General features: G+C 61.4%; 11 protein-coding genes. 1 reads left to right on the top strand and 10 read right to left on the bottom strand.

Annotated elements, in window-relative coordinates:
- Positions 1–181 precede the first annotated feature (181 nt).
- From BW934_RS09205 to BW934_RS09180, 6 genes are all read right to left on the bottom strand, one after another.
- Positions 182–1,243, bottom strand: a complete 1,062-nt coding sequence (locus BW934_RS09205) for a hypothetical protein (protein WP_076347357.1) — start codon at positions 1,241–1,243, stop codon at positions 182–184.
- Positions 1,230–2,909 carry a hypothetical protein gene (locus tag BW934_RS09200; RefSeq protein WP_076347355.1) on the bottom strand — a complete coding sequence of 560 codons (1,680 nt, stop codon included), beginning with the start codon at positions 2,907–2,909 and terminating at the stop codon, positions 1,230–1,232. Before BW934_RS09200 ends, BW934_RS09205 begins: the two co-directional genes overlap by 14 nt.
- Positions 2,884–4,407: a GT4 family glycosyltransferase PelF gene (gene pelF / locus BW934_RS09195; RefSeq protein ID WP_234969706.1), complete on the bottom strand. Its 1,524-nt coding sequence runs from the start codon at positions 4,405–4,407 to the stop codon at positions 2,884–2,886. Before pelF ends, BW934_RS09200 begins: the two co-directional genes overlap by 26 nt.
- Positions 4,404–5,324: a hypothetical protein gene (locus BW934_RS09190; protein WP_234969705.1), complete on the bottom strand. Its 921-nt coding sequence runs from the start codon at positions 5,322–5,324 to the stop codon at positions 4,404–4,406. The genes pelF and BW934_RS09190 overlap by 4 nt, the downstream gene beginning before the upstream one ends.
- 93 nt (positions 5,325–5,417) lie before the next feature.
- Complete coding sequence (locus tag BW934_RS09185) at positions 5,418–7,961, bottom strand: DUF2309 domain-containing protein (protein WP_084182556.1); 2,544 nt, start codon at positions 7,959–7,961, stop codon at positions 5,418–5,420.
- Positions 7,958–9,469, bottom strand: a complete 1,512-nt coding sequence (locus BW934_RS09180) for an NADH dehydrogenase subunit 5 (protein WP_143232616.1) — start codon at positions 9,467–9,469, stop codon at positions 7,958–7,960. Before BW934_RS09180 ends, BW934_RS09185 begins: the two co-directional genes overlap by 4 nt.
- Between BW934_RS09180 and BW934_RS15345 the strand changes: the two genes are divergently transcribed.
- Entirely contained in the window at positions 9,468–9,599 is a 132-nt protein-coding gene (locus tag BW934_RS15345; protein WP_268758054.1) for a hypothetical protein, read from the top strand. The two genes, BW934_RS09180 and BW934_RS15345, sit on opposite strands and share 2 nt — an antisense overlap.
- A 217-nt stretch (positions 9,600–9,816) precedes the next feature.
- Here the strand turns inward: BW934_RS15345 and BW934_RS09175 are convergent, their stop codons facing one another.
- The 4 genes from BW934_RS09175 to BW934_RS09160 form a co-directional block, all read right to left on the bottom strand.
- Positions 9,817–10,239 (bottom strand): Na-translocating system protein MpsC family protein, encoded by a 423-nt coding sequence (locus tag BW934_RS09175; RefSeq protein WP_076347353.1) that lies wholly within the window; start codon positions 10,237–10,239, stop codon positions 9,817–9,819.
- A gap of 148 nt (positions 10,240–10,387) precedes the next feature.
- On the bottom strand, positions 10,388–11,845 hold the full coding sequence (locus tag BW934_RS09170) for an aldehyde dehydrogenase family protein (RefSeq protein WP_076347351.1): 1,458 nt from the start codon (positions 11,843–11,845) through the stop codon (positions 10,388–10,390).
- Between the two features lie 107 nt (positions 11,846–11,952).
- A complete protein-coding gene (locus BW934_RS09165; RefSeq protein WP_076347349.1) occupies positions 11,953–13,398 on the bottom strand; it encodes an MFS transporter in 1,446 nt (481 codons plus the stop codon).
- 32 nt (positions 13,399–13,430) lie between these two features.
- A complete protein-coding gene (locus BW934_RS09160; RefSeq protein WP_076347347.1) occupies positions 13,431–15,155 on the bottom strand; it encodes a thiamine pyrophosphate-requiring protein in 1,725 nt (574 codons plus the stop codon).
- Positions 15,156–15,253: the final 98 nt, after the last annotated feature.

Below are 15,253 nucleotides of genomic sequence, written 5' to 3'. Positions count from 1 at the left end.
AAAACGGGTCGCACTCGCGCGCGGCTCAGGCTACCCGGGTCAACGCCGCGGCGCCATCGCGGCCTTGCGGCCGGATCGACTGCGGCCGGATCGACTGCGGCCGGATCGACTGCGGCCGGATCGACTGTGGCCGGATCGACTGCGGCCGGATCGACTGCGGCGGGACCGCCAAGCCCGCGCATCAGCTCGGCTCATACTGCAGCACTTCGCCTGCCCACAGCTGGATGGTGCCGGATGTCTCCCTATCGTTGGCCTGAATGGTGAGCTGCCCCTGCCTCTCCCCGACGGCTGCGGGAAGCGGAAGCACGCAGACGCCGTTTTTGGGCGTGTACGAATGCCCTCCCCAATGGACTGTGGCGCCCTCCGGCAACCCTCGCACCGTCACGCCGTCTCCGGGAACCGCGGCAAACGTCTGATACTGAACTGCGTATGCCGTCCCCTTTTCCTGCACCTCGAGGTACGCGTCGAGCGGAGGCGCAATCTGCATGTGCAAGGTGTTGGACGCGTACACCTCTTGCCCGTTGATCCACGCGCGATACCCCGTCGATCCATTGGTCCACACCACGATGTGATACTTGCCGTCCACGGGTGAAACGGCGCTTTCCGGCAGCTTCTTCAGAATGACGCTGTGCGCGTTTCGCTCGTAACCGTAGGCGTAGCCGACTTCCCACGTGGAGCGCATCTTGCCGTGGAACCGCGTCGTCACCAAGGAGACAAACACGTAGTTGATGAGACCGGTCTGGTCCGTCGACGCGGTCTGCACCGCAAACACCAGTTCCCCGATGCCCTGGTCTACCGCCGGAGGCGAAACGGCCCACGTGTGCGCGTACCAACCGGAAGGAAATGGGTTGCGCGTCGTCAGAAAGTAGCCGCGAAACTCGGGCGTCCCCTCGCGGACGCCGACGGTTAACAGCCCGTTCCGAACCTGCACGTAGCCGAGCGCGTGGCCCGCGCTGCCGTTGGCCTCCCAGCCATAGTAAGGCGGCAAAAGCAAGGAGGTCGAGCCCTGCAGCGAGTGGACCGGCTGCGACGGCGTGCGAAAACTCGTGACGACCGGCGGCGACTCGACGGCGAGCGCGCCGGCCGGCCCGCTCAAAACGGGTTGCACGACGCGCTGACTGCGCTCCGTCCAGGCCCCCCATGACACCAAGCCCGCGGCCAGGATGAGCGACCCGAGAAGGAAGACGCGTTCCAGCGGCCGATAAGGGAGCCTGCCCGATCTCGACGACTCAATGGCTGGCATACAGGTGAAAATCTCCTCTCATGGCGGTTCTGAACCCAAAGATAAGCGTGATCGCCACGAAACAGCCGATGGCAGCCGCCATGCCGTACACGGCGTACGCGTCTCCCCTCGAAACGGCCAAGGCGGCGACGGTGCCGCCCAAGGCGGTGCCAGCCCAGACCCCCCAAGCCGATGCAAACCGGACGCCCCAAAAGAACAGGAACTGGCTCGCGAACAGGCCGACCGGCAGGATGCCGTACACGATGGCTGCGATGTGCAAGGCCGCGATGTAGGCCGGGCCCGCGACCAAAATGGGCGCGATGAGCGTCGAAGGAAGCTTGAGAAGGATGTCCGGCGCCACGAGCCCAATGGCGACACCCACAGCCGCCAGGATGGCAACCCGCGTCGCAAAAAACAGGCACAACTTGCGGTGGAAGCCGCGACTCTCGGTCACGCGGTACGTCCGGAGCCAGCCGAGGAACCGGTCGGAAAGCTCGGTCATGAAGTAGAACACAAAGCCCATCATGGGGAACAATTCAAGGGTCGCGAGATCCGTCGTCAACTCATACGTCGGCGGATAGACGTAGTGCAATGCGCCCTGAAGGGCGCCGAAATGGATCCCGGCCACGACGCGATCGACAAACAGCATGGCGAAATACCCTGTGCCGTAGACGGCGTACAGCCAGAGCTGGCGCCAGACGGGCACGAAGCGCGGAATTTGAACGCTCGCGCGGGCCTGGTCGCGAGTCGGCCGGTCATGCGGTCCGTCGCCCACTTCTTCCGGTAACAAGCGGCGCAGTTGCCGACGGGATCGCATCACGGCATACGAATACGCGCCGATGAGCGCCGCGGCGCCGGCGATGCACAGGCCGAGGATCTGCGCCTGTTGCACGGCCTGGACGCCGTACGCGCCGCTGTTGGTGCGCTCGATGGTCCAGATGGCGATCCAGGTCACGAAGAGCGCCACGCCCGTCGTGATGATGAGGCCGAGGATGCGGCGCAGCATGTACAGGGGCGCGAGCGCGATTTGGAATAAGTAGATGGCCACGGCGTATTCGAGAAACAGGTTGCCGTAAGCCGGGGCGTACGTAGGTGCAATCGCGAAGCGGTACACGAGCGCAATCACCAGGGCTGACGCGGCCGAACCGGGCACAATCGCGCGCGTCGCGATCCAGCGAAACAAGAGCCAGTTGCCCTGGCCGAGGTAGAACAGGGCTCGCACGGCGAACACCTGAGACACCGCACCCGCACAGGCCGTGGCCACAAAGAACGCAAGGCTCACCGCGGTGGCCACTTCCTGAGACGCGGACAACGACGACCAGAGCGCGATGCGCGTGATGAAGAGCGCCAAGACGCTGAGCATCCACGGCGACGTGTAGCCCACACCGCGGAAGTACTGTTCCAGCGCGCGGCGGAACCATCCGAGCGGGCTTGGCCGTCGAAGCTCGTCCGGAGTCTGGTAGAGCGGGATGCGCGACCAGACTTCTTCGGCGAGCTCAAACACGTCGCGGAAGCCGAACGCCCGCGCCGCCTCATCTCCGTAACCGCAGTCCTCGAGATGAACCGCGACTTCAAGCGGATTGCGGGGATGGGGCTGGCGGCTCACCACCAGGTACGCGAGAGCGTGCAGCTCCTGGGTGACCTCGTCGGCCCGTCGCGCATCAGGAATTGGAAGCGTTGAACTCATCGTTTGCGTCCCCTTTGTCCGTCCATTCGTCGTACCACGACCGATAGCGGGCGAGAAACTGATCGAGCGAGTACTCCTCCAGCATGCGCTGGCGGCCCAAGCGCCCGAGCTCTGCCAGTTCGGCGCGCTTCGATGCCATGCGCGCGATGGCGTCGGCGAGCTCCCGCGGCCGCCTTGGCGGCACCAACATGCCGTAGGGCTCGCGGACGATCTCGCGCATGCCGCCGACGTCCGTGGCGACAATGGGCCGGCCCGCCATGACGGCCTCCACCGCCGCGTACGGAAATCCCTCGGACGAGCTCGACATCACGGCGATGTCACCCGCGTTCAGCGCCTGGTTCACCTCATGGGTCGGCCCGGCGAATTGCACCACCGACTCCAACCCATACGCTCGGACGAGATCGCGACAGGATGCCTCGTAGGCCGGATCGGGCGCGGGCCCGTAGATGGTGAGCGTCACGCCTTCGAGATCGGGCCTGCGGCCGTAGACGTCGCGGAGGCTGCGCATGGCGCGGATCGCCGTGTGGATGTCCTTCAGCGGGTCGATGCGGGCCACCATGACGAGGCGCAGCGGATCTTCGCCCGATCCGGCTGGACGGGTGATGTCGAACGCCGAAGGGTCCACGCCGTTGGGGATGGGATGGATTTTGGCGGGCGGCACGCCGAGGCGCTCCTCCCACTTGGCGTTGAAGCGCGCGACAGGTGCCACGCTGTCGGCCGCGTCATACGCGAGGCGCACGACGAGGCTGTAGAGGCTCGACAGGAAGTAGCGGTACGGTGCAGCGCGGTTGAGCCGCGCGAGATTCAACAGCCGCTCGCGGTAGTACACTCCATGCTCCGTGATGACGAGCGGGCGGCCGTAGCGCTCCTTCGCCACAATCAGCGGCAACGAGCAAAACGCCGCCGCGGATGCGTGATACACGCGCGCCTCGGGCGCGGGAAACGCGAGCGGCGCCAGGTAGCGGTAGAGAAGCTTGCCGAGATCGACCGCTTCAAAAAGGACGAGGTGGCGAAAGACGGGATGCTCAGCCAAGCGGGCGCGGAGCACCTCCCAGGTGGCGCGATGGCGCAGCGCGTACTTCATCAGCCCCTGTTCGGCGAAGCGCGCGAAGACCCACAGCGCCTCCCGGGCGTCGGCGAGCTTGACCTCCGCCGGGCGCAGACAGGCCGTGACAAACGCCTCGTAGGCGGGCAAAAACTCACGCCGAAAGGCCCGCCGCAGGCCAAATGGGCGGGCAAACTGAGCGTTCCACGAAAACTCCTCGTGGCGATCCGTCCCCCAGAGCGGGACCATGAGCAACCGGTCGACGTTTGGCGGCAATTCGTATCGCAGCCCTGTGCCCGGATTGGCCACCACCGCGTAGACCGTAAACGACCGGTCCGGCAATCCGCGGATGAGGCGATCCGCCCAGGCGCTCACGCCACCGAGCGTATACGGATAGGTCCCCTCGGTCGCGAGGAGGACGTCGGACATCGGCGCGACGCGCGAACGGCTCACTTGCGCCCCTCCATCTCATCCTCGCGCAAGGCGCGATACATCTTGCGCTCGAGGGCCACGAGGCGCTTCTGCAGGTCGGCCACCATGTTGTGCATCTCCGCGAGCTCTTCCAAAATGTCCGGGACCCACGCGGCCTTCTCGCGCCCATGGCCCGCGCGCATGTCGGCAGACTCGGGACCGCGCTCCGCCGGACGGCTCGGCTGCACCGCCTCCTCTTGCCCCGGGCCCTCTCCCATCCGCCCGGCGAGCCGCTCTTGAATTTGGCGCAGCACCGCGCCCAGGTCGGGATAGAGCGCGTCGGAAGCAGCGTCGCTCGCGGTTTCACCCGATCCGGCAGACGGTTCGGCGTCCCGGGTTTCCCGCTCAGGCCGATCCTCCTCGGCCCCGCGCCCATCCTGCTCGCTCGCGCGGGCTTCAGCGGAACGGGAGGACAGTGGCATATACGCCACACGCGCGCCTTCCTTTGCCGGAGACGCCGCACTCTCGATCATGCCGGAAACGGGCTCCTTGAGCGCCACATCGACCGTCTTCGCGCGGCTGACGCTCTTCGACGACAAGTCCAGGTTTTCAACCGCCAAAAAGCATTGCGCCGCGAGCAGCGAGTACTCGCGAATGTGCTGCGCCGGCTGATCCGGCAGCTCGCTCGCGCGAAGAAACTCTCGGCCCGCAAGTCGCATGTAGTGGTCGTACTCATCCATGCGCCCCAGCTGCCGCGCGCACATGGCCGCTTGCCGGTACGCCACGCCCGCTCGCTGCGGCACCTTGCCTTCGAGCGATCTCGCCTCGTTTAAAAAGATCTCCAGGGCTTCTCCGAATTCGCCCATCGCATACAGTTCCATCCCCTGGTGAAATCCAGGTGCTGCATGTTCGATCACGAGTTCACCCCGCGCTTTCTTCGCCGTATCCTCAAAATTCATTTGCGCACAAATCGCCTGTTCGAGCCGATCATACGGGATCCCGCACCTGCACACAACGGAGAAGACGCCCAATTGTTCAACGATGTGTGAACATCAGGGATGAGGTTCCAGCACACGTGCGAGCGCTTGGCCGCGCACCCACGCGCCGCGGACGGGATCGCGCACCCACAGCCGAAGCCAACCGCCCTCCACCTTCCGCCGAAAGGGCTCATCCTCGCGCAGCAGGCGCCTCACGGCCTCCTCCGGCGCCTCAATGACCACGGTGAGGCGCAGCGGTCGGTGATAGAGGTGCAAGTCGTCGCTCGCCACCGACTGCCACGGCAGCCCCGGCAGCAAATCGCTCCCGTTACCCTGCATCACGCCGATCCCGGCCGTCACCGTCATCGTCGGCTTGCCGCCGGCGCCGTGCACGTGAGGCGCGACCGTTGACGCATAGTATTGGAGATTGATCCACTGCGCGACGGTCACGGGCCCGTCCACGATGGCGCGCAGAAGACGAAGATCGGGGTCCTCCCGGAAGTCGTAGCTGTGCAGGAACGAGTCTCCGGCCTCCGGTCTCGCCAAGTCGCGAAACATCCCCACCCAAAACACCCGATTTCCGGCGAGCCCCCACTCCGGGCGCACTTCGGACCAATCGTGCGCGCGCCTATTCGCTTCCGACAGCGCCGGCCGCGCTGCGGGTAGCGTCAGGCAGCGCTCCCGTCTCGCCTGCTCACAGGCTCGCATCGCGTCCTTTCGCAGCGCCTCGAACGCCCGAAGCGCGTCGCCCGACAGCGCCGGCACGTCCAACCACGCGATCTCGTCCGTCGTCGTCACGTGCACAGCCGCCACGAACTGCGTCGATTCAGGAATCCGGATGCCGTGATGTTCGGCCAAGCGGGATCGCACGTCGCGTCGGTTCAGAAGTGCGGCAAAGGCGCGCGCATTCGCCCTCCCGGAGGCTCCCCCGCACGCACCGCAGTCGAACGCGGCGCCGTGCGCCTGATTCTCGACACGCGCCTCGTGCCCGCACACCACGACAATCGGCGCAAAGCGCGTAAGCCCAATCGACCGAAGCAAGTCAGCCGCCCTATCGGCCAGGTCCTCGGCTGAGGGCCCCATCCCTTCAGCGCCCGGGGCCTCATGAGCCTCGATGGCCCAGCTCGTCTTCGGGACCGGCGCTACGCGACGCCATCCTCTGCCGAGCGCGGCGCGAACGCGCGGGACCATCAAGACAAGCGCACCCATGCCGAGCCAAGGGCTCGACACCTCCGGCAGTGCCAGCGAAGCCACGCTATTCTGCTTCGCCGTTTTGAAGCTCTTGGTCGCGGCGCGCAAGCCCCCGCGCAACGCGCGGTAGGTGCGCATCTCCCCCGCGTGCAACGGCTCTTCGCGCAGCTCTGCGACCGGCTCCACGATGGCCGGACAACTCGGATGCGCGTACGCATTGTCGAGCGATCTCGTCCACACGGGCAGATTGAAAAACCCCGCGCAGCCAAACGTCTGGTACGGCCCGACCTGTTCCAGATGACGGCGCATCTTCTCGGAGCGCACATCGATGCAGAAGAGCAGTTGCGCAACAGGCGCGTCGCAGGCGCGCGGCCCGCCGCCCTGCAGGGCCATCAGCTCGGCCTCGAGCGTCTCCTCCCAGGCTTCGAGCCATACGGCGTATCGATCCACGACGAGATACCGGTGCACGGCGAGAAGCAGATCCGGCCCCGCCGCGTGATTCAGGCGCCGCAGCATCTGCTCGGCGCTTTCGGCCAGCCCTGCGAGATTCGGATGCGGAAGGAACGAGCGCCGAGCACCGCCCGCGATGGCCCATTCGAGGAGCACGCGCACCGCCAGGAACTCGCGCAGGCGCTCCTCCTCCCGCCCCTCCGCCCGGCCGAAGTAGCGGAGCGCGCCCACAAAACCAGGAAAGCGAAGGAAGTGAACGCGAAAGTAGTCCGCGGCAAACTCCGGATCCACCGCGAAGTGCGCGAGTCCAAAGGCGAGCGCGTCGTCCACGGCGTTGGGCATCTCCTGCACGCGGCGTCTCTCCTCGCGGCGGAGCGCCGGATCGCGCTCGGCGAGCGCCCGGACTGAGCTGTAGAGGCCCTCCTCTCGCCGCGGCATGGCCCACGCCGACTGACCGCGGTCCAGGTAGAGCTTCAGATAGCGAATCGTCAGCGCGTCCACCCGTTCGCGCTCCTCGTCGGACGGAAGCGCAAAGCGAAGCGCCTCGTCCGGCAAGTTCGGCGCGGAAGCCGCCTGAACGGCCAGGGCCATGGCGGCGGGCGAGATGTCGGGCGCTTCTTCCGCCTCGTGCGTGAGTGCCTCCTGCAGCGCTGCGAACGGTTCCCGAAGATGCTCCGGCACGGCATGTTCCAGGTACTCTTTCATACGCACCTCGAGCGTCCTTGGATCAATTTCGCCGCGTCGCATCGCGTCGAAAAACACCGACATCGAAGGATACAGGCGCACGCCGCTTTGCGCCTGCAGTTTGCGCATCGCCGTCTGGAACGGCAGGCCCTCGAGCGCCGGCCACGGATGTCGAGCGATAAAGGTCGAAATGGGCCACTGCACCGCGGTCACGTCCGCCGCGAGGCGAGCGGCGGCCGCGGCGGTCGAGGACGTGACTTGTCCGCTGGTCGCCGGTTGGGCCATATGCGTCATCTGAGCATCGCCTCCTGGATCAACGCTTGCAAAGCTTCCGGTTGGGCTTCCATCGCTTGAGCGCGCGGTTCCGTTATGTGAACCAGCCAGGCGTACGCGCGCACGGATGTCTCGCGATCCGGCCGAGCCCGCCACCAGACCATCGCACCGCCCTGCAGTGCGATGAGAAGCGTCGCGACCAGCGCCCACCAGGGCGAGATCGCCTGGACGGATACGCCGAAGTGCACCAGTGCGCCGATGAGCACGGCGCGGAGCGCTTCCGCGGCCCCGACCATCGCGGCGAGTCCGATGAGCGCGAGCCACCTGCCGCTCGCGAGACTGGCAATGCGGCCGATCCCGACGGCGCAGCACGCAGCGAGCATGAAGCCGGTGAACAGCCGCGGGCCGCTCGACGCGTCGGGCAAGACGTACGCGACGAGGCACAGCGCGCCGACCGCGACGCCAAGCGCCTGGGGGCCGCGGCCCGTCTCAGGAGAGACCAAAGCCTCCGATGGGCTGGGAACGGCGCCGCCGGATCGCAGGAAGAGGACGGCCTTGAAAACGCCGTGCATGACGAGGTGACAGACGGCGAGCGCGTACGCATGAAGGGCGCATTCCATGAGCATGAGGCCCATCTGTGCCATGGTGGACGAGATCAGCTGACGCTTGTAATCCGTCTGCACCATCTGGCCGCCGGTGCCGACGAGGACGCTCGACCACGCGAACGCGAGGAGAAGCACAGCCGGCACCAAGCCGGCCGCCTGCATGACCGGCGCGAATCGGGTCAGGAGCAGCCCGCCTGCGTTGACGAGGCCGGCGTGCATCAGCGCGGACACGGGCGTGGGTGTGACGGCGGACTCGAGCAGCCACCGCCCAAACGGCCAGTTGCCGGCCTGCGCGAGCGCCACGGCGGCGAGCAGGACACCCGCCCACAGGGCCTCTTCCTTCCGATGCGCGAGCGCGGTGATCCCCTGAGCAAGGGACTCGGGGTGTAGGGCCATGAGCCAGGCGCAAATCGCCAGAACGCCAAGGATACTCGGCGCGAGCCGCCAGCAAGCGGCCCTCGTGGCGGATCGGACAGCGCGGCTGCGGCGCGGAAGCGAGATCAGGCGGATGAGCCCGAGATTCATCAAGAGCCAACACAGGGCGAACGCCCAAGCGGTTTGGACCAGCCACGTGGCACTCGCAAACGCCATGGCCCAGGTCATCCAGAGGAAATAAGCGCCGTATCGCTCGTCTCCCGCCAGATGGCGCGCGGCAAACCCCTGCACGACCAGCCCGAGCGCCCCGATGTAGGACGCCACCAAGAACCCAAGGCGAGCAAAGGGAAAGGGCTCATGTGGCGCGGTCAAAGCCACGGCGAAACCCGCTACGGACGCGAGGAAAGCCATGAAGACGGCGACAAAGTGTGCTCGCAACCGGGGTGAAGGCTCACGCTGTTTGACAACCGAGGCGCCCGATACGAGCGCGAGCAGCCAGCATCCCCCCCACAGCCATGCGATCTCGACGGCCAGATGGTCCATGTACATGCAGATCCTCCTGATGGGCGCGACGACGTCGCGCAAATTCGACATGAAGATGAAAAAACCGGCGCGCCCAAAGGTGGAGAATACCTCAACCTTTGAGTCACGCCGGTTTTTCGTCAACGAACGCCGCTGAACAAACTCCCGGTTTGTACCAAGGGCAGGCGCGCCTCGCCGACCCCTTGTCAGAGGCCTAGCGCTTCACGCACTGCGCCTGATCTTATGCGTATGATCCGCCTGACATGATTCACACACGCACCGCGTGCGCCACAGGGTGCGCACCTTGATGAGCGAAACGTTGCGTATCCATACGTTGCGTATCCATCTGCATGCGAACGCCGAGGTCCACGCCGTCAAGCGTCGCGACCGGCATCCACCACTTCGCGCGGCTCCTGGAATTCGCCGGACGATAGCTTGCGCTCCAAATCTTCATAGAGCCGAAAGACCATGATGCGCTCACCCGTGCGCGTGCTGAGATCTGTGAAGAAGCTCTTCACTTCTTCCCCCGTGATGCGGCGGATGATCTCTTTCAGGTCCTCGACGCCCGACTCCACCAAACTGGTGCGCGTGCGCTTCACGGACAGCATCCCTTCTCGCGTCTCGCACAGGGCGTACTCAGCAGAAGAAAGAATGCCATGCAAAGAAACGACAATCATGTCTCGCAAGATATCCGTCTTGACCGAGACCGAGCCACGCCCCAGATAATCCTTTTCCCACTTGGTGAGAGCGTTGCTGATGTCAGCCTCGATGCAGCCCTTGAGCTTGGATGCTGTCATCTCTCTCTCCCTCTGCCGCCACCGCTGCACGGCCTCGCGCTGGACATCCGTGCATATTGTAACAAGCGAACGCCGGAAGCGACAAGAGGAACACGGGGAGATGAATAAAGGAATGCGTTTTCAAGTTTTCGAAATCCGTCAAAATTCTTTAGATGGGATACTGCCGGCGTTCGCGCTGGATGGAGATCCACTTCAGCGTCGTAAACTCTTCGAGGCCCCACTCGCCGTTGTATCGCCCCACGCCGGACGCCTTTTCACCCCCGAAGGCCACGAGTGGCTCGTCGTTCACCGTCCCATCGTTCACGTGAAACATCCCCGTCTCGACACGCATCGCGACGCGCAAACCGCGCTCCACATCGCGCGTGATGACCGCGCCCGTCAGGCCGTAATCGCTGTTGTTCGCCACGCGCACGGCCTCGTCCTCGTCCTCCACCTTCATGACCGCCACCACAGGGCCGAACATCTCGTCCCGCGCGCACGCCATGTCTTCGCGCACATCGGCCAAGACAACGGGCCCCACCACGTTGCCGTCCACCGGCCCGCGATAGGCGGCGCGCGCGCCTTGCTCGATACTCGCTTCGACCACCTGGATCAGCCGATCAACCTGGCGCCGGTTGATGAGCGGCCCAATGACCGTCTGCGGATCCCGCGGATCACCCACCTTGAGCTTCGAGACGCGATCGACGAACTTCTCCAAGAACGCATCATACACGTCCTTCACGGCGATCACGCGGTTGGCACACATGCAGATCTGACCCTGATGCGTAAACCGGCTGAACACCGCGGCATCCACGGCGAGATCGAGATCCGCGTCTTCGAGAACGATGAGGGCACTGTTCCCGCCCAGTTCAAGCGTCACGCGCTTCAGGTGCCGGCCCGCCACCTCTGCAATGTGCCGGCCGACCGCGGTCGATCCCGTGAACGAGATGATCCTGGGAATCGGATGTTCGAGAAACGCGTCGCCGATCTCCTGGACGTCGGCCACGACGATGTTGACGAGGCCGCGCGGGACGCCCGCTTCTTCAAACACCTTGGCGAGCAGCGTGCCGCCGGTGAGCGCGGCCTCCTCATGCGGCTTGAGCACCACGCCGTTTCCGCACGCCACCGCGGGCGCGAGAGCGCGCATGGACAAGCACATTGGAAAGTTGAACGGGCTCAAGATCCCGACGACGCCCGCGGGCAAGCGCAGGAGCCGATTCTCCTTGCCGGGGATGGTCGCCGGAAGCAGCCGCCCTTCCATGCGGAGCGGATAGGTGGCGGCCTCGCGCAGGAAGTTTTTCACGAGCTCGAACTCGATGGCCGCTTTGATGTAGGTGCCGCCGATCTCGTCCGCGACCAGTTGGATGATGTCGTCTCGGTAACCCTCCCAAATCCGCAGCGCCTTTTCCATCACCGCCTGACGTTCAAACGGATTCACCTGGGCCCAGACCGTCTGCGCTTCGGCCGCGGCGCGATACGCCTCGTCGATGTCCTCGATGGACGCCAAACGAATTTCGGCCACGAGTGAACCATCGAACGGATTCAAATTCTGATAGACGCGCGAGCTTCGCCCGTCGCGCCACTCGCCGGCGATGTATTGGTGAGCAAGCTGTCTGCGATCCAACATCGGTGAGCCTCCCTCATCCTGCATCGTGTAGGCTATCGGCGTACGAGCGTAGTAAACAACACTTGCGGATGGACGACTATACCGTCGTTCCGATATGCAGAATCCCATCAAGTTTTCGTATTTCCGGCCGTTGCAAGAAATTGTGCGGTTTGCTGGCCTCGTTGGGCGTCTACGAAGAGTAGGATGACAAAGCTGATTAAAATGACCCCTGCGTCTAGCAAAACCGCACCGCTCCAATTACCCATGGCATCTCGAAGTGTGCCTCCCAATGCTGGAGATAGAACCGCACCCGTTTCTCCGAATAAATTTAACATTCCGAATGCTGAGCCCCGCTGCGAGGGCTGGGCGATTTCGGACACCATGGCGTGCATAATAGGTTGCAGTGCATTAAAGAACAAGCTGGTGATAAACAGGAGACACCCCATCAATATAGCCGATTTTCCGCCAAGGTAGAGATAGATGCCGAAACCAGCTGTAAGAAGTCCCTGTATTAATGTAAAAATAACCAATATTCTCTTTCTTCCGAATCCTTTTACATTTAAGCGGTCAGCCAGCCATCCTCCAACAGGATAACCTACCACTCCTGCGACGGCATTAAATGTCGCTGTGAGAGCGGCTTTTAGAAACGTGGAGTGTGCTGAATCCTCTACAATGGCTACAGACCAGAAGCCAAAGAACCACAAATTCCACAACACCGCTATGCCAGCAACGTTAATGTACATTAAGTCCTTGTTTTTCACTATGGCGCTTAGTTCCCTTCCCTTGCTAAAGTAGGCGAACAATATGAGCCCCACCGCAAAGACAAGTTCAAGTAGTGTAGTCAACCAGCTGGGAAGGCCGACGCGATCGGCTACGATAAACACTGCCATAATTAGTATGAAGAATACAACAGTGTATCGCCCTACCCCAAGGAACGCCTTTGATAATTGTGGTAAGGCCTCTCTTCTAAACAGGAATGCGCTAATAATTCCCCACAGTACTGTGCAACCCCCTAGTACAAACAGAGGCATCTTCCATCCGTGAAGAGTTCCAAACACATCATTGCCCCAATGGATAAGATATGGCGGTAAAATTGAGGCTGCGGTCATACCAAGTGAAAGTCCCACAATTGCTACGCCGAGCCCAAGACTAAGTTTCTCGGGGGGTGTTACCTCAGAAATTAGCGTCCGATCGTTCGCATAATACATGCCTTCACCGAGGCCCGTTAGGACTCTTAAGATCACAAAGCCAATCAGGCTCGCAAAAAATCCGTTAATGATTGTGGCCAAGCCTGCCCATATCAAACTTAGGACGATGACCGTTCGATGCCCATATCGATCTCCAAAATAACCTCCAGGGAACTGGGTCAACATGTACGCTGTAAAGAATACACTTCCGATTAACCCTCCAAGCGCATATGGGTGTGCAGAGGACATCATGAAGGAGACTTTGTTTTGTATCATCCATGTGACGACAGGCCCCGAAATTGCTCGATCCGCTCCACTCACCATCCACGCAATTAGCAATAGGAACCAAATAGTTTGATATCGACTCTTAGTTGTGATTGTTCTCATAATCGTAGCCTCCGTACTTTCATTTTTCTAATTTACATTTCTTCTATCATCACATTGAGTACGGCCGAACGCCCGTCTCTAACTGCCTCGAATGCTTGAGATAGTCGCATGTGGAGCTCATCTCGGTGGTCCACTTTAGCTATATAGACACCATCCACCAGGCTTGCTACACGCTCGAGTGCAAAATCGCCGGTAAACTCTACATGAAACGCGCCGGATGCGTTAGCACAGCCATGTGGGTAAACAGCGAGTGTTGATAGTTTTGGAGATTTCCACCCTCCATTATTATAAATTACTGTTAGAAAAGGGGCATTATACAGTCTGGACATTATTTGAACTGCTACTGGTTCACTAAAGATAAACGATCCATCTCCAGTTAGCGCCACAACTGTCTTATCCGGATTCTCTAATTTAATCCCAACAGCTGCTCCTCCATGCCATCCCAGGGAACTGGCGCCGCTTCCGTAGAACTGTCCCGGCGTACGAGGGTTTAAATGCCGCCAGACGGTTCGATAGTTGGATATAGTCTCATTTACTATAATGGTATTTTCATCTATAAACTCGCTTATTAGGGAAGTGAGATATGCAGCAGTGATTTTCGACGATTCGGACGTGCCATCTTGAGTCCACTGATCACGAACACTTGAAGAGCGAGCCCTAATAGATGCTCTCCTGGACTCAATCCTGTCATGATCCAGTTCTACATTGTCTATTTCATCCAACAACTGACTCAATACTAGCCTTGATTCGGCTTGAACGAACTTGACACCGGAGTAGTACCATACTGGTATTGTTGTTTTAATAGGGTCGATATCTATCCAAAACACGTTCGTTTTAGGCTCTACCTTAGTTACTTGAGGCATCCAAGGAATGTCACAATCCAGAACCAGAATGAAATCGGCTTCCTCAACGACGTAATTCCGTTCGATGAAGTCCTCGTAGCCAATGTGCATCGGGTGGTTGGTTGGAAAATTAGCGTAATACGGTCCAGCTTCCATGACAGGTACAGCGATTTTTTCACTGAGCTGAACAAGATTTGATACTGCGTCCACGTTTCGCCCCAGATAACTTGTTATTATTAGTGGCATTTTAGCCTCAACCAAATGATGGGCAATTTGTTTCGCCACGTTCTGATCCAAAGCACCGAGCGAGGCAGGAAAAATCGCTCTCTTCACCTCCGGTAGTGGAACCCACTCGTCGGTCATAATGTCCCTGGGGATCATCATGTACACGGGCCCCGACGGAGAAGAGCAGGCAATCTGCGCAGCCCGCTTCACAATTAAGTCTATATTCTTGCCGCTGTGCACATCGTAACTCCATTTTGTATACTCTCGTACTATACTTCTCTGATCAGAAATGTCTTGTAAGTAATGGATGAATTCATTTCGTGATGCTGCCATTTCTCCGTCAACCGTTACCGGACTGGCACCCGCAATTATCAATATTGGAACCCGCCCGCGCATCGCATTATGCAGCGCGCCTCCCAGGTTCTGTGTACCGACGTCGACGTGGACTAACACCACCTGTAACTTCCCTGTGACCTGTGCCCTACCGTGGGCAGCGCTCAGTGCCGCCATCTCGTGCGGGCATATTATGATTTCCGGAACCCTTTTTCCTTTCGATTTGAGCTTCGCCAAGGACTCAATCAGTGGCGGATGATCACTCCCGAGGTTGGCGAAGATGTAATCCACCCCGAGTTCAGATAAGGTGAGAAGTAGTCCGTCTGCAGCCGTCAAAGCATACCCATTGTTGCTCATGGCGCGCCTCCTTGTAAGCGTATTCACGGTGATGACCGTATCGTATAATGGTGGCGAGCATCGAACAATGGACGATAATCTATGCCAGCTATGCTGTT

The organism is Alicyclobacillus vulcanalis, from assembly GCF_900156755.1.
GTDB classification, from domain to species: domain Bacteria; phylum Bacillota; class Bacilli; order Alicyclobacillales; family Alicyclobacillaceae; genus Alicyclobacillus; species Alicyclobacillus vulcanalis.
The sequence above is the reverse complement of the archived record's forward strand: the minus strand, read 5'-3'. Positions and strand labels throughout refer to the sequence as shown.